This window comes from Pseudomonas sp. 14P5.3.2, from assembly GCF_057799175.1.
Genome location: NZ_JBYOKU010000052.1, coordinates 1 through 16,793, shown reverse-complemented (window position 1 = coordinate 16,793; position 16,793 = coordinate 1). Strand labels below are relative to the sequence as shown.

The 16,793-nt window shown below is 62.3% G+C and carries 18 protein-coding genes; 5 read left to right on the top strand and 13 right to left on the bottom strand.

Going from position 1 to position 16,793, the window contains the following annotated elements:
* Positions 1-109: 109 nt before the first annotated feature.
* The gene (locus tag AC27VU_RS27115; RefSeq protein WP_488725281.1) at positions 110-997 is read right to left on the bottom strand and encodes a DMT family transporter; all 888 of its coding nucleotides are present in this window, start codon (positions 995-997) and stop codon (positions 110-112) included.
* 96 nt (positions 998-1,093) lie between these two features.
* On the opposite strand from AC27VU_RS27115, the gene AC27VU_RS27110 reads away from it, so the two are divergent.
* The 3 genes from AC27VU_RS27110 to AC27VU_RS27100 all read left to right on the top strand — a co-directional run bounded on the left by AC27VU_RS27110 (position 1,094) and on the right by AC27VU_RS27100 (position 3,474).
* Complete coding sequence (locus AC27VU_RS27110) at positions 1,094-1,888, top strand: AraC family transcriptional regulator (protein WP_488725280.1); 795 nt, start codon at positions 1,094-1,096, stop codon at positions 1,886-1,888.
* Positions 1,889-1,951: 63 nt separating this feature from the next.
* Complete coding sequence (locus tag AC27VU_RS27105) at positions 1,952-2,257, top strand: PsiF family protein (protein WP_003221193.1); 306 nt, start codon at positions 1,952-1,954, stop codon at positions 2,255-2,257.
* 203 nt (positions 2,258-2,460) lie between these two features.
* Positions 2,461-3,474, top strand: coding sequence for an AI-2E family transporter (locus AC27VU_RS27100; protein ID WP_003221195.1), 1,014 nt, complete (start codon positions 2,461-2,463; stop codon positions 3,472-3,474).
* A gap of 135 nt (positions 3,475-3,609) precedes the next feature.
* On the opposite strand, the gene AC27VU_RS27095 is transcribed toward AC27VU_RS27100, so the two are convergent.
* Positions 3,610-4,884: an Hsp70 family protein gene (locus tag AC27VU_RS27095; protein ID WP_003221197.1), complete on the bottom strand. Its 1,275-nt coding sequence runs from the start codon at positions 4,882-4,884 to the stop codon at positions 3,610-3,612.
* A gap of 291 nt (positions 4,885-5,175) precedes the next feature.
* Here AC27VU_RS27095 and AC27VU_RS27090 point away from each other — a divergent pair, with 291 nt between their 5' ends.
* Together AC27VU_RS27090 and AC27VU_RS27085 are read left to right on the top strand one after the other, a co-directional pair.
* On the top strand, positions 5,176-6,126 hold the full coding sequence (locus AC27VU_RS27090; RefSeq protein WP_488725279.1) for a DnaJ C-terminal domain-containing protein: 951 nt from the start codon (positions 5,176-5,178) through the stop codon (positions 6,124-6,126).
* Positions 6,127-6,149: 23 nt separating this feature from the next.
* Complete coding sequence (locus tag AC27VU_RS27085; RefSeq protein ID WP_488725278.1) at positions 6,150-6,455, top strand: chaperone modulator CbpM; 306 nt, start codon at positions 6,150-6,152, stop codon at positions 6,453-6,455.
* Between the two features lie 124 nt (positions 6,456-6,579).
* Here the strand turns inward: AC27VU_RS27085 and AC27VU_RS27080 are convergent, their stop codons facing one another.
* The 11 genes from AC27VU_RS27080 to urtB form a co-directional block, all read right to left on the bottom strand.
* On the bottom strand, positions 6,580-7,707 hold the full coding sequence (locus AC27VU_RS27080; protein ID WP_003221204.1) for a sensor histidine kinase: 1,128 nt from the start codon (positions 7,705-7,707) through the stop codon (positions 6,580-6,582).
* A 147-nt stretch (positions 7,708-7,854) separates the two neighbouring features.
* Entirely contained in the window at positions 7,855-9,555 is a 1,701-nt protein-coding gene (gene ureC / locus AC27VU_RS27075; RefSeq protein ID WP_103485950.1) for an urease subunit alpha, read from the bottom strand.
* Positions 9,556-9,715: 160 nt separating this feature from the next.
* On the bottom strand, positions 9,716-10,021 hold the full coding sequence (locus AC27VU_RS27070) for an urease subunit beta (protein ID WP_098966985.1): 306 nt from the start codon (positions 10,019-10,021) through the stop codon (positions 9,716-9,718).
* Positions 10,018-10,554, bottom strand: a complete 537-nt coding sequence (locus AC27VU_RS27065) for a GNAT family N-acetyltransferase (protein WP_003221211.1) — start codon at positions 10,552-10,554, stop codon at positions 10,018-10,020. The genes AC27VU_RS27070 and AC27VU_RS27065 overlap by 4 nt, the downstream gene beginning before the upstream one ends.
* A gap of 5 nt (positions 10,555-10,559) precedes the next feature.
* Positions 10,560-11,093 (bottom strand): GNAT family N-acetyltransferase, encoded by a 534-nt coding sequence (locus AC27VU_RS27060; protein WP_103520988.1) that lies wholly within the window; start codon positions 11,091-11,093, stop codon positions 10,560-10,562.
* 9 nt (positions 11,094-11,102) lie between these two features.
* Positions 11,103-11,405, bottom strand: a complete 303-nt coding sequence (ureA, locus tag AC27VU_RS27055) for an urease subunit gamma (protein ID WP_003221215.1) — start codon at positions 11,403-11,405, stop codon at positions 11,103-11,105.
* Positions 11,406-11,552: 147 nt separating this feature from the next.
* Positions 11,553-12,392: an urease accessory protein UreD gene (locus tag AC27VU_RS27050; protein WP_400496157.1), complete on the bottom strand. Its 840-nt coding sequence runs from the start codon at positions 12,390-12,392 to the stop codon at positions 11,553-11,555.
* A 30-nt stretch (positions 12,393-12,422) separates the two neighbouring features.
* Positions 12,423-13,121, bottom strand: a complete 699-nt coding sequence (gene urtE / locus AC27VU_RS27045) for an urea ABC transporter ATP-binding subunit UrtE (RefSeq protein WP_103520986.1) — start codon at positions 13,119-13,121, stop codon at positions 12,423-12,425.
* 133 nt (positions 13,122-13,254) lie between these two features.
* A complete protein-coding gene (urtD, locus tag AC27VU_RS27040; RefSeq protein ID WP_401065072.1) occupies positions 13,255-14,124 on the bottom strand; it encodes an urea ABC transporter ATP-binding protein UrtD in 870 nt (289 codons plus the stop codon).
* Positions 14,121-15,200: an urea ABC transporter permease subunit UrtC gene (gene urtC / locus AC27VU_RS27035; protein ID WP_103485956.1), complete on the bottom strand. Its 1,080-nt coding sequence runs from the start codon at positions 15,198-15,200 to the stop codon at positions 14,121-14,123. The genes urtD and urtC overlap by 4 nt, the downstream gene beginning before the upstream one ends.
* Entirely contained in the window at positions 15,200-16,702 is a 1,503-nt protein-coding gene (gene urtB, locus AC27VU_RS27030; RefSeq protein ID WP_488725277.1) for an urea ABC transporter permease subunit UrtB, read from the bottom strand. Before urtB ends, urtC begins: the two co-directional genes overlap by 1 nt.
* Positions 16,703-16,793: the final 91 nt, after the last annotated feature.

Genomic DNA, 16,793 nt, shown 5'->3' with positions numbered 1-16,793 from the left:
TTGTGGCGAGGGAGCTTGCTCCCGCTGGACTGCGCAGCAGGCCCCGGCTTTTAAAAAAGGGGCCGCTTCGCGCCCCATCGGGGATAAATCCCCTCACCACAGGGCCAGATCAGGCAACGCTGATCCGGCGGCCCAATACCGTGGTCCAGCGCTCGGAAAGAATCACCCCACCCAACGTCAACATCCCACCCACCAGGTGATACATCGCCAACTGCTCCTTCAGCACCACCGCCGCAATCAGCGCGGTGATCAGCGGCAGCAGGTTAAAGAACAACGTCGTGCGGCTCGGCCCCAGGCGCTGTACCGCCTGCATCCACGCCAGCGGCGCGAGCATCGAGGCCAGCAGGCACGCGTACAGCACCAGCGGAATGTTCTGCGCGGTGAAGCCGGTTTTCGGCGAGGCGGCGTACAGCGGAAACAGCACCACAATCGCCACCAGCACCTGCAGGTACAACAACACCAGCGGCGGCAGGCGCAGCTGCCATTTTTTCAGCAGGGTGCTGTAGATCGCGTAGGCCAGGGTGGCGATCAGCATCATCGCGTCACCCAGATTCACCCCATGTTGCAGCAGCGCGCCGAGGCTGCCGGACGACACCACCACCAGCACGCCGGCGAACGACAGCACCGCGCCGAACAGCGCACCGGCAGTCAGGCGCTGGCCGAGGCTGATGATGGCCATGGCCAGCGACATCAGCGGCATCAGCGACAGGATGATGCCCATGTTGGTCGCCGTGGTCAGCGTCGCGGCGAAGTAGGCGAGGCTTTGATAGACCGCCATCCCGAGCACGCCGAGGATGAAGATCTTGCCCAGGTTCGGGCGGATCTGCGGCCAGTGCGCGATCACCGCTTTGAGCATGAATGGGGTGAACAGCAGCCCGGCGAGCAGCCAGCGGTAGAAACCGATCTCGGCGGGGAAGATTGCCCCGACCGCCAGTTTGTTGATCACGGTATTGCCGGCCCAGATGAAAATCGCCAGCAGCGGAAACGCGTATTGCATGGGTTAAAACCAGAACGTTGATGAACGGTGATTATCGCCTGTCTGGATGCAGCCCTATACTGCGAACCGGACAACCTGCCTCTGCAACCGGACAGCATGAACAGCAAACACATCGATCTGCTGGATTTCAGCGAACTGCCGTCGGCGGTGTACTTCCGCTATGCCGACTTCAACGCCCATGAATACGCCGGGCCGCACCGCCATCCGTGGGGCACGCTGGAGTACGCGGCCCACGGCGTGCTGCACATGGACGTCGACGGCAGCCGCTTCATGTCGCCGCCGCACTATGCGGTGTGGGTGCCGCCGCAGGTCGAGCACAGTTTCTACAGCCACCAACCGGTCAACTACCGCGCGGTGTGCCTCGACCCCAAAGTCTGTGCCGATCTGCCGCCGCGCGCCTGCACCCTGGCGATCAGCGACATCCTCAAGGCGATTCTCAAGGACTTCGCCGCGCGCGACGTGAAGATTCCCGAACTCGACGCTGACCAGCGTCTGGCCCAAGTGTTGGTCGATCAACTGCAACAGGCGCCGGTGCATGAGTGTTATCTGCCGTATGCGCGCAACCCCGGGTTGCTGGCGATTCTCGATGCATTGCAGGCTGATCCGGGGAATAACCAGCCACTGGCGCACTGGGCGGCGCAGGTACACGTCAGCGAGCGCACGCTGGCCCGGCAGTTCGTGCGCGAACTGGGGATGAGTTTCGGCGAATGGCGCCAGCGTCTGCGCTATCTGGCAGCCATCGAGGCGCTGGAAAGTACCCGCAGCGTGCAGGAAATCGCTTTCGACCTCGGCTACAGCAGCGGCTCGGCCTTCATCGCCATGTTTGCCCGTCAGGCCGGCTGTACGCCGGAGCAATACCGACGCAGCCATCTGGAGGGCAGGAAGGTGTAACAAGATTTGGCTACACTCCAGCAGAGGCCGCATCCATCGATGCGGCGACAAGGAGAAAACTCCATGAAGATGTTGCGTGTCCCTTTGTTGATGATCGGTCTGCTCCTGTGTTCCCAGGGTTTCGCCGCCACGGCGCAACAGAACAAAATGACCACCTGCAATGCCGACGCTACCGCCAAGAGCCTCAAGGGCGACGAGCGCAAGACTTTCATGAGCACCTGCCTCAAGGCAGCACCGGCCGCCAATGACGCCAAGGTGCTGACCCCGCAGCAGGAAAAAATGAAGACCTGCAACGCCGACGCGAAAACCAAAGCCCTGACCGGCGATGCGCGCAAGACCTTCATGAGTGATTGCCTGAAGAAAAAGTAAGCACTTGAGTCTTGTGGTGAGCGGGCTGGCCTCTTCGCGAGCAAGCTCGCTCCCACAGGAGTGCGCATTCCAATGTGGGAGCGAGCTTGCTCGCGAAGAAACCGGTCTTGGCACCGCCAATCTCAAGCACCGCATATACCTAGTGCTCTCCCCGGATCGCTGGCAGACTGCCAATCCTTTTACGCCGTTCGTTTTGAGGCTGTATGCCAACGTTTTCTGAGCGTCATGTTGTGTTTTGGGTCAGCTGCATCATCATTTGCGGCGGTTTGTTGCTGGCGTTGCCATTGCGCTTGTTGCCCAGCCTGCTGGCCGGTTTGCTGGTGTTCGAGCTGGTCAACATGCTCACCCCGCAACTGCAGCGACTGATCGAAGGGCGGCGCGCGCGCTGGCTGGCGGTGGCGCTGCTGGGCACTTTGGTGGTCAGCGTGCTGGCGTTGATCTTTGCCGGCGCCATCAGTTTCCTGCTGCACGAAGCGGAAAACCCGGGCGCCTCGCTCGACAAATTCATGGGCGTGGTCGACCGCGCGCGCGGGCAACTGCCACCGTTTCTCGATGCTTACCTGCCGGCCAGTGCTGCGGAGTTTCGCGTGGCCATCGGCGAATGGGCGAGCAAACACCTGGCCGAGCTGCAACTGGTGGGCAAGGACGCGGCGCACATGTTCGTCACCTTGCTGATCGGCATGGTCCTTGGTGCGATCATTGCTCTGCAGCGAGTGCCGGATCTGACCAAACGCAAACCGCTGGCCGCCGCCCTGTTCGACCGTCTGCACCTGGTGGTTCAAGCCTTTCGCAACATCGTCTTCGCGCAGATCAAGATTTCCCTGCTGAACACCCTCTTCACCGCGATCTTCCTCGCGGTGATTCTGCCGCTGTTCGGCATCAAGCTGCCGCTGACCAAGACTCTGATCGTCCTGACGTTCCTGCTCGGCCTGCTGCCGGTGATCGGCAATCTGATGTCGAACACGCTGATCACCATCGTCGGTCTGTCGCTGTCGATCTGGGTGGCGGTGGCGGCGCTGGGCTATCTGATTTTTATCCACAAGCTCGAATACTTCCTCAACGCGCGCATTGTCGGCGGGCAGATCAGTGCCAAGTCGTGGGAGTTGCTGCTGGCGATGCTGGTGTTCGAAGCCGCGTTCGGCCTGCCGGGAGTGGTGGCGGGGCCGATTTATTACGCGTATCTGAAGAGTGAGTTGAAGCTGGGCGGGATGGTGTAACCGATGGATCTGTGTTGCCTGATCTGGCGCCTTCGCGAGCAAGCTCGCTCCCACACTGGATTGCATTTCAACTGAAGGAATGCGGTCAAATGTGGGAGCGAGCTTGCTCGCGAAAGGCGCAACGCCGATTTCAGGTCAGTTCATGGCGCCATAGCGTTTACGGGCTTCAATCGCCAGACCGCTGCCGATGCTGCCAAAGATGTTGCCTTCAACATGTCGCGCATTCGGCAGCATCGCCGAGACGCTGTTGCGCAGCGCCGGGATGCCGCTGGAACCGCCGGTGAAGAACACCGTATCGACCTGAGCGACCGACACGTTGGCATCGTTCAACAGCTGCGTAACGCTGCCGCGCACGCGCTCGAGCAAGGCGTCGATCGACGATTCGAACAGGGCGCGGCTCAGTTCCACGCTCAGGCCCGGCTCGATCCGGTCCAGCGGCACGTGGCGGCTGTCGGCGTGGGTCAGCTGGATCTTGGTTTCTTCGACTTCCATCGCCAGCCAGTGCCCGGCGCGCTGCTCGATCAGCTTGAACAGACGGTCGATGCCGCCGGTGTCTTCGATGTCGTAACGCATGCTGCCCAGCGCCAGGGTGGATTTCTGCGAGTACACCGAGTTGATGGTGTGCCAGGTCGCCAGGTTCATGTGGTGACTGGTCGGCATGTAGGCGCCGCTCTTCATCCGGCTGCCGTAGCCGAACAGTGGCATCAGGCCTTGCAGGCTCAGCTGTTTGTCAAAGTCGGTACCGCCGATGTGCACGCCGCCGGTGGCGAGGATGTCATCGTGACGGTTGTCCATGCCGCGACGCTCGGGCGACAGGCGCACCAGCGAGAAGTCGGACGTACCACCGCCAATGTCGACGATCAGCACCAGTTCTTCTTTCTCGATGGTCGACTCGTAGTCGAATGCCGCAGCGATCGGTTCGTACTGGAACGACACGTCCTTGAAACCGAGCTTGCGCGCCACTTCGACCAGGGTGTCTTCGGCTTCCTGGTCGGCCAGCGGGTCGTCATCGACGAAAAATACCGGACGGCCCAGCACCACCTGCTCGAACTCCCGACCGGCGGCCGTTTCGGCGCGGCTCTTGAGCTGGCCGATGAACAGCCCCAACAGATCCTTGAACGGCATCGCCGTGCCGAGGACGCTGGTGTCGTGCTTGATCAGTTTGGAACCGAGCAGGCTCTTGAGCGAGCGCATCAGCCGGCCTTCGTAGCCTTCCAGGTACTCGTGCAGGGCCAGACGACCGTAAACCGGACGGCGCTCTTCGATGTTGAAGAACACCACCGACGGCAGGGTGATCTTGTCGTCTTCCAGCGCGATCATCGTTTCCATGCCGGGGCGCAGCCAGCCGACGGTGGAGTTGGAGGTGCCGAAGTCGATACCGCAGGCACGGGCTGGAGAGGCGTTGTTCATGTCTTTCGGGTTCCGGTCAAAAAACGGCCGCGCAGTGTATGTCAGTGCGCGGCAGATTCGAAGGCCGGTCATCTGCTATTTCGCGACTAAGCTTCTTGAAAGTCGCAGCTTCGCCCCAAACTTGCTGGCATGGGCCGGCAGACATACCGGCGGTCGCAAGAACCGTCGTCCACTGCCGATAAACTTCTGCTGCGCCACCCGGTCACAAACTTGAGATCGGTCAACCCGGCACGCGCGAATGAGCGCATGCTGGCCTCGGCGCGAAATCGATAACGGATGGTGATTCCTTCGATGGACTTCAAAGACTATTACAAGATACTCGGCGTGGAGCCGACAGCGGACGACAAGGCAATCAAGGCTGCCTATCGCAAGCTGGCGCGCAAATACCACCCCGATGTCAGCAAGGAAAAAGACGCCGAGGCCAAGTTCAAGGACGCCTCGGAAGCCTATGAAGCGCTGAAAAGCGCCGACAAACGCGCCGAATACGACGAACTGCGCCGTTATGGCCAGCACGGTCAGCCGTTCCAGGGCCCGCCGGGCTGGCAGAGCCGTGGCGGCTTTGGTGGCGGCGGTGGCGACACCGGCGACTTCTCGGACTTCTTCAGTTCGATCTTCGGCAATCGCGGCCCCGGTTTCGGTGGCGGCGAGGGTCGGCAATCACGCAGTGCAGGGCGCCGAGGGCAAGACGTGGAAATGGAACTGCCGATCTTCCTCGAGGAAACGCTCTCGAATGAATCGAAGAAGGTCACCTTTCAGGTGCCGCAATACAACGCCAACGGCCAGCACGTCAGCAACACCAGCAAGAGCCTGAACGTGAAGATCCCGGCGGGCGTGACCGACGGCGAGCGCATCCGCCTCAAGGGGCAGGGCGCACCGGGCATCGGTGGCGGGGCCAATGGTGATCTGTACCTGACCATTCGCTTTGCGCCGCACCCGAAATTCGATGTCGAAGGCGAAAACCTGATCATCACCCTGCCATTGGCACCGTGGGAGCTGGCGCTGGGCGCTGAAGTGGCGGTGCCGACCCTGACCGGCAAGATCAACCTCAAGGTTCCGGCCGGCAGCCAGAACGGCCAGCGTATGCGCGCCAAGGGTCATGGCTTGAAAAACAAGGCCGGTGAGCGCGGTTATCTGTTCGTGCAGCTCAAGGCCGTGATGCCGAAGGCCTCCGACGACGAGGTCAAGGCGCTGTGGCAGGAACTGGCGAAGAAAGCCGCGTTCAATCCACGCGAGAACTTCTGAATCCGACGACGGAGTAGCCCATCATGAGCAGCCCCCTGATCGTTCAACTGGACATGGCAGAATTCTGTGAGGCGGCCGATCTGTCGGACGTCTACGTGATCGAAATCGTCGAACACGGCATCCTCGAACCTCAGGGCGCGCAGCCCCGGGAATGGCGGTTCACCGACTACGAGTTGAGCCTGGCCAAGCGCGCCGCGAAGTTGCGGCGCGAGCTGGAGCTGGAGTGGGGGGGCGTCGCGCTGGCACTGAATCTGCTGGAGGAGGTGCATGAGTTGCGGGCGGAGAACCGGATGCTCAGGCAGCGCTTGGGGCGCTTGGTGGTCGAATAGTTTTACCGTTGGTTTTTGAGTGTCTTTGCCGGCCCCTTCGCGAGCAAGCCCGCTCCCACAGGAGATCGCGATCTAAATGTGGGAGCGGGCTTGCTCGCGAAGAACGATTACGCGGTAAGCCTGCTTAAACCTTTCTCGGCAACACCACACTGAACAACGTCCCGTCAGCCGCGCTCGAGCTGACTTCGATCGTCCCGCCATGGGCGGTCACCACTTCCTTGACGATAAACAAGCCCAACCCGAGGCTGGTCGACGGCTGTCCGAGTTCTTCGTCGGCGCTGCGCACCAGCGGGTCGAAAATCGTGCCAATGGCTTCTTCGGAAATCGGCGTGCCGTAGTTGTGCACCGACAGGCACACGTTGTCGCCCTCGCCACGCAGGTTGAGGGTCACGTCGCGCTGGCTGGTGCCGTGCTGCAAGGCGTTGCCGATCAGGTTTTGCAGTAACTGGTCGATTCGCCCGGCGTCCCACACCCCGCTGGTGTCGCCGTGCACCGTGAGCTTGGGATCGGATAGCGGATTACCGGCGCAGGCTTCGGCAATCGCCGCTCGCGCTGCAACGGCCAGATCCATCGGTGCTGGCTCGATCGGCAGGCTCCGGCCCAGCCGACTGCGCACCAGTTCCAGCAGATCGCTGACCATCGTCGCCATGTGCCGCGCGCCACGCTTGATGTGCTGGGCGCAGGCCAGGGCATCGCCCTCAAGGCTGGATTTGCGCAGCAGCAGTTCGGTGGACATGCTCACCGCTTGCAGCGGCGCACGCAGGTCATGGCCGAGGATGGCGAGGAAAATGTCCCGCGAGCGGTTGACCTGCTCGGCGTAGGCCGCAGTGGATTCGGCGAGGGCTTCGTCGATGGCTTCGTTGAAGCGGATCATGTCCTGGAAATAGGTCATGTCCGGTGAGTCGAGGCTGCGCACCCAGCGGCGGATCACACAGGCACGCAAATGGCGGAATTCGCTGGTCATCTGCACCAGATCGAAACCGACGGTGTGGCGCAGTTCGCCATGGCTGGCGCCGGCCTCGTCCAGGCTCGGGGTCTTTTCCGGGCCTTCGCCCTTGGCTTTGGCAGCCTGTTCGGCGGCGCTTTGCGGCTTGTTCATGTCGCGGGCGGCAGCCCGCAGAATCTCGCTGGCGTGATCGCGCAGCGCAGTGGAATCCAGATAGTCGGCGGCCGGAGTGATGGTCGCGGCGAACTGTTCCCACTCATCGACGATAGGGTCGATATTGGCCACGATGAACTCGGAAAGACGCATGGGCAGTTCCTGAAAATAGGCGGAGCGAATCGAATATTAGTCCCTTTGGCGGGAAATACACGACCGTTTGCACAGTGCTTTTCCAGCACCATGAAAAAGGCCCCGGGACCGTGCCCAAGACACGACCCCGGGGCCTTTTGCCGTGCGTCAGAACAGGAAGTAACGCTGGGCCATCGGCAGAGTCTCGGCCGGTTCACACCAGAGCAGCACGCCGTCGGCCTTGACCTGATAGGTTTGTGGGTCGACGTCGATGTTCGGCAGGTAATCGTTGTGGATCAGGTCGGTTTTCTGCACGTCGCGACAGCCTTTGACCACGCCGATTTTCTTCTTCAGGCCCAATGCCTCGGGCAACCCGGCCTCCTGCGCGGCCTGACTGATGAAAGTCAGGCTGGTGGCGTGCAGCGAGCCGCCGTAGCTGGCGAACATCGGGCGGTAGTGCACCGGTTGCGGGGTTGGAATCGATCCGTTGGCGTCGCCCATCAAACTGGCGGCGATGGCGCCGCCCTTGAGGATCAGCGTCGGTTTCACACCGAAGAATGCCGGACGCCAGAGCACCAGGTCGGCCCATTTGCCGACTTCGATCGAACCCACTTCATGGCTGATGCCGTGGGTGATCGCCGGGTTGATCGTGTACTTGGCGATGTAGCGCTTGGCGCGGAAGTTGTCGTTGCCTTCGCCGTCCTGGGGCAGCGGGCCGCGCTGCTTTTTCATCTTGTCGGCGGTCTGCCAGGTGCGCGTGATGACTTCGCCGACACGGCCCATGGCCTGGCTGTCGGAGCTGATCATCGAGAACGCGCCGAGGTCGTGGAGGATGTCTTCGGCGGCGATGGTTTCACGGCGGATGCGACTTTCGGCGAACGCCACGTCCTCGGCGATGCTCGGGTCGAGGTGGTGGCAGACCATCAGCATGTCGAGGTGTTCGTCGATGGTGTTGCGGGTGAATGGCCGGGTCGGGTTGGTCGAGCTCGGCAGCACGTTAGGGAAACCGCAGGCCTTGATGATGTCCGGCGCGTGGCCGCCGCCGGCACCTTCGGTGTGATAGGTGTGGATGGTGCGACCCTTGAACGCGCCGAGGGTGGTTTCGACGAAACCCGATTCGTTGAGGGTATCGGTGTGGATCGCCACCTGGACGTCGTACTGGTCGGCGACGCTCAGGCAGTTGTCGATGCTCGCCGGGGTGGTGCCCCAGTCTTCGTGCAACTTGAGGCCGATGGCGCCGGCCTTGACCTGTTCGATCAGCGGCTCCGGCAGGCTGGCGTTGCCCTTGCCGGTGAGGCCGATGTTCATCGGGAACGCGTCGGCGGCCTGGAGCATGCGCGCCAGGTGCCACGGCCCGGAGGTGCAGGTGGTGGCGTTGGTGCCGGTCGCCGGCCCCGTGCCGCCGCCGATCATGGTGGTGACGCCGCTCATCAGCGCTTCTTCGATCTGCTGCGGGCAGATGAAGTGAATGTGCGTGTCGATGCCGCCGGCGGTGAGGATCATGCCTTCGCCGGCGATCACTTCGGTGCTGGCGCCGATGGCGATGGTCACGTTCGGTTGCACGTCCGGGTTGCCGGCCTTGCCGATCGCGGCGATACGCCCGTCCTTGAGGCCGACGTCGGCTTTGACGATGCCCCAGTGGTCGATGATCAGCGCATTGGTGATCAGGGTGTCGACCACTTCGGCGGCGAGCAACTGGCTCTGGCCCTGGCCGTCGCGGATCACTTTGCCGCCGCCGAACTTCACTTCTTCGCCGTAGGTGGTGAAGTCTTTTTCGACCTCGATCCACAACTCGGTGTCCGCCAGGCGCACCTTGTCGCCGACGGTGGGGCCGAACATGTCGGCGTAGGCTTGTCTGGAAATCTTCATGTGTTCGCCTTGGAATTCAATGGTCTTTGAGGCTGTTCGCTGCGCTCACAGATTCGCGAGCAAGCCCGCTCCCACAATTGACCGCCTTTCAACTGAAGGAACGCGGTCGAATGTGGGAGCGGGCTTGCTCGCGAAGGGGCCAGAGCAGACACCGCATTACTTAGAGATCACCCATGACCCGCCCGGCAAAGCCGAACACCCGGCGATGCCCGGCATACTCCACCAGCTCGACCTCGCGGCTCTGCCCCGGCTCGAAGCGCACCGCCGTGCCGGCCGGAATATTCAGGCGCATGCCACGGCTGGCGGCGCGGTCGAAGGTCAGCGCGTCGTTGGTTTCGAAAAAGTGATAGTGCGAGCCGACCTGGATCGGTCGGTCGCCGCTGTTGGCGACTTTCAGGCTGAGGGTGCGGCGGCCGACATTCAGTTCGATGTCGCCGGGCTGGATCTGGTACTGGCCGGGAATCATGGCCGGGCTCCTTGCAGAATCTTGTAGTAGAGGGCGGTCGGTCGATACGTGCCATGCGGATCGCAGGCGTAATCGGGAATTTCACCGGCTCGGGTGTAACCCAGGGCCTTGTAGAAATCTTCGGCGGGGGAGCCGGCCTCGGTGTCGAGGTAAAGCATGCCGCGCTTGTGCTTGGCCGCTTCAAGTTCCAGCGCATTCATCAATTGCTGGCCGAGGCCACGACGCCGCGCCTGTTCGCGCACCAGCAGTTTCTGCACTTCGGCGCGATTGAGGCCGTTGGCCTTCTGGCACAGGCCCAACTGCACGCTGGCCTGCACCTCTTCATCCTTGACCACCACCCAGAGCAACACGCTGCCCTTGTTCACTTGTTGCTGCACTTCATCGAAATAGGCGCGGGCCTGCGCGGCATCGAGGTCGGCCATGAAGCCGACGCTGGCGCCATAACCCACGGCGTCGAGCAGCAGATCAATCAGGCCCTGACGATAGTGCGCAAAACTTTCAGCATTGACGCGTCGCAGTTGGGCGGCGTTCATCGTTATCACTCCTTGTTGGCGTCAGGCGGCTCCGCGCCAGGATTGAGGGTCAGTTGCATGAAGGTCAGGTCGAGCCAGCGGCCGAACTTGGTGCCGACTTGCGGCATCTGCCCGGTGATGCTGAAACCGGCGCGTTCATGCAGACGAATGGAAGCGGTGTTGCCACTTTCGATGGCGGCGACCATCACGTGCTTGGCGCAGGCTTTGGCTCGCTCGATTAGTGCCGTCATCAGTTGCGGGCCAAGACCATTGCCGCGTTGGTCGCTGCGCACGTAAACCGAGTGCTCGACGGTATGGCGAAAACCGTCGAACGGCCGCCAGTCACCAAATGAAGCGTAGCCGAGCACGCTATTGTCGGCGTCGACGATCACCAGAATCGGGTAGGCCTGGGCCTGACGGGCACTGAACCATGCCTGGCGGTTGCCGAGGTCGACCGCCGATTCGTTCCAGATCGCCGTGGTGTTGAGCACCGCGTCGTTGTAGATGTCGCGGATTGCAGGGAGGTCGGCGTGCAGGGCATCGCGAATGGAGTAAGTCATGGTGCGGCCTCAGACGATCGGTTGGTGGACGGTGACCAGTTTGGTGCCGTCGGGGAACGTCGCTTCGACCTGAATCTCCGGAATCATTTCCGGAATACCTTCCATCACCTGCTCGCGGCTCAGCAGGGTGGTGCCGTAGTGCATCAGCTCAGCCACGGTCTGGCCGTCACGGGCGCCTTCGAGCAGGGCGGCGGAGATGTAGGCCATGGCTTCCGGGTAGTTGAGCTTCACACCACGGGCTAGTCGGCGCTCAGCGACGAGGCCGGCGGTGAAGATCAACAGCTTGTCTTTTTCGCGTGGGGTCAGATCCATTGTGGGTATCCATCAGGGCAGATTGAAAAATGTGCACAAATCTCCTGTGGGAGCGGGCTTGCTCGCGAAAGCGGTAGGTCAGCCAGCATCTGTGTGAATGACACATCGCCTTCGCGAGCAAGCCCGCTCCCACAGTTGGATTGCATTTCAGGTGTTCCAGATTCGCGGGGGCTGGGCTTCACGGCCTAGCAGAACCGGGCGTAACAAACGCCATAAATCGATGAGCCAGGCACGGGCGAGCAGTGCTTCTGACGCCAGACACCGAGCCACCAACAGGCCGGGCAACTGGGTCAGATCCCCGCGCACTGCATGCCCCAGCGAACGACAGCGCTCCAGCAATTCGGCATCGATTTCACCGGTCACCAGCAGCGTCGCAAACACCGGATGGCCATCCAGGCCGATCGGCGAATCGAGCAAGCCGTCATTGCCGGTGATGCGTTGACGCTCGTGCCAGAGCAATCGTCCGTCGCGGCGGATATCCAGATGCGCTTGAAAGTGTCCGAGGTCGAAGCGCTCGCCACTGGCCGGTCGGCCCAGCGCCACCACGTCCCAGTAGAACAGCCGCGCATCGCCCTCCAGCTCGATCAAGGTGCTGAGTTCAGCCTGGGCGGCGCTGTAGACGATGGTTTCCTGTGGCAGCCATTCCAGCGTCGCACCGGCCGCGATTTTCAGTTCGAGTTGCTGATACGCCGGCCCCGCTGCGCGATACCACTTGGCGGCGCCGGGGCTGGTGATCTGCGCCCAGGCGTCTGCTTCGACGCGGGCGCTGATGTTCAGCCGGTCACCGCCGGCGATCCCGCCCGGCGGGTGGACGATGATGTGCTGGCAGACTTCGGGGCCTTCGGCGTACAGATGCTTTTGCACGCGCAGCGGGCCGAGGTGTCGGCGCTGAACCGGGCGCGTGCAGTCACCGAAGCGGGCGTAGGCCAGCTCCAGCTCGGCGTGCCAGCTCGGGGTAAACAGGGCAGTGGAAAGCGGTAAATTCATGGTTTGTAATTATCGTTAGGAAGCTACAGATTAAATTGTTACCAGACCTCGTACACCCTCGGCCTCCATATTTTCGCCGCGCCCCTGTTGCACGATCTCGCCCCGGGACATCACCAGGTACTGATCGGCCAGCTCGGCGGCGAAGTCGTAAAACTGTTCCACCAGCAAAATCGCCATGTCGCCCCGCGCCGCGAGCTTCTTGATCACCGCGCCGATCTCCTTGATCACCGAGGGCTGGATGCCTTCGGTGGGCTCGTCGAGGATCAGCAAACGCGGACGACTGGCCAGGGCGCGACCGATAGCCAGCTGCTGTTGCTGACCGCCGGACAGGTCACCGCCGCGGCGCTGCTTCATTTGTAGCAGCACCGGGAACAATTCGTAGATGAAACTTGGTACTTCTTTCGCTTCACTGCCGGGAAACCGTGACAGGCCCATCAGCAGATTTTCTTCCACGGTGAGCCGGCCGAAGATTTCCCGGCCCTGTGGCACGTAGGCGATGCCGGCGTGTACGCGCTGGTGCGGCTTGAGCGTGGTGATCGCTTTGCCTTCCCAGTTCACCACGCCTTCCCTGGCCGGCAACAGGCCCATCAGGCATTTGAGCAGGGTGGTCTTGCCCACGCCGTTGCGCCCGAGCAGGCAGGTGACTTCGCCGACTTTTACGTCAAAGCTCAGGCCGCGCAGGATGTGGCTACCGCCGTAGTACTGGTGCAGCTTGTCGACTTGCAGCATGTCCAGAGTCTCCTCAAATCCTTTGTAGGAGTGAGCCTGCTCGCGATAGCGGCGTGTCAGTCAACGCCGGCTTATCTGATACACCGCTATCGCGAGCAGGCTCACTCCTACAGTTTGGAAAGGTGTTTGCAGTTCAGCGGCCGAGATAGACCTCGATCACCCGCTCGTTTTCCTGCACCTGCTCCAGCGATCCTTCCGCCAGTACGCTGCCCTGATGCAGCACCGTCACATGGTCGGCAATCGAGCCGACGAAGCCCATGTCGTGCTCGACCACCATCAGCGAATGCTTGCCGGCCAGCGACTTGAACAGCTCGGCGGTGAATTCGGTTTCGGCATCGGTCATGCCTGCCACCGGCTCGTCGAGCAGCAGCAGTTGCGGGTCCTGCATCAGCAACATGCCGATCTCCAGAAACTGCTTCTGACCGTGGGACAGCAGTCCGGCAGGGCGATTGACCGAGGCCGTCAGGCGAATGGTTTCCAGCACTTCGCTGATGCGATCCTTCTGCTCACCGCTCAGACGCGCGCGCAAACTGGCCCAGACCGACTTGTCGGTCTTCTGCGCCAGCTCCAGGTTCTCGAACACGCTGAGGGCTTCGAACACCGTCGGTTTCTGGAACTTGCGCCCGATCCCGGCCTGGGCGATCTGCACTTCGCTCATCTGCGTCAGATCCAGGGTTTCGCCGAACCAGGCTTTGCCGTGGCTGGGGCGGGTCTTGCCGGTGATCACGTCCATCAGCGTGGTCTTGCCCGCACCGTTGGGGCCGATGATGCAGCGCAGTTCGCCGACGCCGATGTACAGGTTCAGATTGTTCAAGGCGCGGAAGCCGTCGAAGCTGACGCTGATGTCTTCCAGGGTCAGGATCGTGCCGTGCCGGGTGTCGAGGCCCGGGCCGACGCGCTGGCCGAGGCCGATCGAGTCGCGGCTGGTGCCTTCGTCCTTGTTCGGCTCCACGGGGAAAAACGCCGGTTCGAGCATGAATTCAGCACTCGCAGTGACTCTCATTGTTCACCTCGTTTCTTCAGCAGGCCGATCACGCCTTTGGGCAAATACAACGTCACGACGATGAACAGCGCACCGAGGAAGAACAGCCAGTATTCGGGGAAGGCCACGGTGAACCAGCTCTTCATGCCGTTGACCACGCCAGCACCGAGCAGCGGCCCGATCAGCGTGCCGCGACCGCCGAGGGCGACCCACACTGCCGCTTCGATGGAGTTGGTCGGCGACATTTCGCTGGGGTTGATGATCCCCACCTGCGGTACATACAACGCCCCGGCCAGACCGCACAGCACCGCGCTCAAGACCCAGACGAACAGCTTGAAGCCGCGCGGGTCGTAGCCGCAGAACATCAGGCGGTTTTCCGCATCGCGTAGCGCCGTCAGCACCCGGCCGAACTTGCTCTGTGCCAGACGCCAGCCGATGAACAGACTCGCCACCAGCAGCAGTACGGTCGCCAGAAACAGCACCGCGCGGGTGCCCGGCTCAGTGATGCCGAAGCCGAGAATCGTGCGGAAATTGGTGAAGCCGTTGTTGCCGCCGAAGCCGGTCTCGTTGCGGAAAAACAGGAGCATCCCGGCGAAGGTCAGGGCCTGGGTCATGATCGAGAAATACACGCCCTTGATCCGCGAGCGGAAGGCGAAGAAGCCGAACACCAGCGCCAGCAGACCTGGCGCCAGCACCACCAGACACATCGACCAGATAAAACTGCTGGTGCCGCTCCAGTACCACGGCAATTCGGTCCACGACAGAAAGGTCATGAACGCCGGCAAACCATCACCGGCCGCCTGACGCATCAGGTACATGCCCATCGCGTAACCGCCGAGGGCGAAGAACAGGCCGTGCCCCAGCGACAGCAGCCCGGCGTAGCCCCAGACCAGATCCAGCGCCAGAGCGACGATGGCGTAGCAGAGGATTTTGCCAACCAGCGTCAGCGTATACGCCGACACATGCAGCGCGTTGTCCGGCGCCAACAGCGAGAGCAGCGGCAGGGCGATCAGCAGCGCGAGGACCACCGCGCCGATGGCAAGGGTGACTTTCGGCCCGGCCTTTTGCGTGGCCGTGACAAGTAGAGGCTGGTTCATCAGTCGATCACCCGTCCTTTCAGTGCGAAGAGGCCTTGCGGACGTTTCTGGATGAACAGAATGATCAGCGCGAGGATCAGGATCTTGCCGAGTACCGCACCGATCTGCGGTTCGAGAATCTTGTTGGCGATGCCCAGCCCGAACGCAGCGAGCACGCTGCCGGCGAGTTGCCCGACGCCGCCGAGCACCACCACCAGGAACGAATCGATGATGTAGCTCTGGCCGAGGTCCGGGCCGACGTTGCCGATCTGGCTCAGCGCCACGCCACCGAGGCCGGCGATGCCCGAGCCGAGGCCGAAGGCGAGCATGTCGACGCGCCCGGTCGGCACGCCGCAGCAGGCGGCCATGTTGCGGTTCTGCGTGACCGCACGCACGTTGAGGCCGAGGCGGGTCTTGTTCAGCAGCAGCCAGGTCAGCACCACCACGAACAAGGCGAAGGCGATGATCACGATGCGGTTGTACGGCAGCACCAGATTCGGCAACACCTGAATCCCGCCGGACAGCCACGCCGGGTTCGCCACCTCGACGTTCTGCGCCCCGAACAGCAAGCGCACCAACTGGATCAGCATCAGGCTGATGCCCCAGGTGGCGAGCAGGGTTTCCAGCGGTCGGCCGTAGAGATGACGAATCACCGTGCGTTCCAGCGCCATGCCGATCGCCGCCGTGACGAAGAACGCCACCGGCAGCGCGATCAGCGGGTAGAACTCGATGGCTTGCGGGGCGTAGCGCTGGAACATCAGCTGCACCACGTAGGTCGAGTAGGCGCCGAGCATCAGCATCTCGCCGTGGGCCATGTTGATCACCCCGAGCAGGCCGAAGGTGATCGCCAGACCTAGTGCCGCGAGCAGCAGAATCGAACCGAGGGACATGCCGCTGAAGGCTTCACCGAGGATTTCGCCGACCAGCAGTTTGTGTTTCACCTGGGCCAGACTGGTTTCGGCGGCGGTGCGCACGCCGGCATCGCTTTCGACGCCGGGTTCGAGCAGGCCTTCGAGGCGGGTGCGGGCCAGGGGATCGCCGGTTTCACCGAGCAGGCGCACGGCGGCCAGACGCACTGCCGGGTCGCTGTCCACCAATTGCAGGTTGGCCAGGGCCAGGCTCAGGGCGGCGTGGACGCTTTCATCTTTTTCGCCAGCCAGTTGCTGGTCGAGGAATTTCAGCTGCGCGGGTTTCGCGCTTTTCTGCAATTGCTGCGCAGCAGTCAGACGGATTCTGGCGTCGGCGGCGAGCAATTGGTGGCTGGCCAAAGCGGTGTCGATCAGACCCCGCAGGCGGTTGTTCAAGCGCAGGGTTTTGGTTTGGCCGTCGAGGGTCAATTCGCCTTGTTGCAGGGCGTTGATCAGCTCGACACGCGCCGGCTCGGGCTGCGCGGCCCAGGCTTCGAGCAGTTTGGCTTGCTGCACGGGATTGGCGGCGACGAAGTCTTCGGCGTCGCCGGCAAAGGCAGTCATCGGCAACAGAAGTGCGATGACGAGGATGAAGCGGTAAAGGGTAGTCGGCATAAAGAGTCGCCTTGCGCGGACTAATTGTGGGAGCGGGCTTGCTCGCGAAAGCGCTGTGTCAGTTTGCCGATCAGTTGCATGACGAACCTTC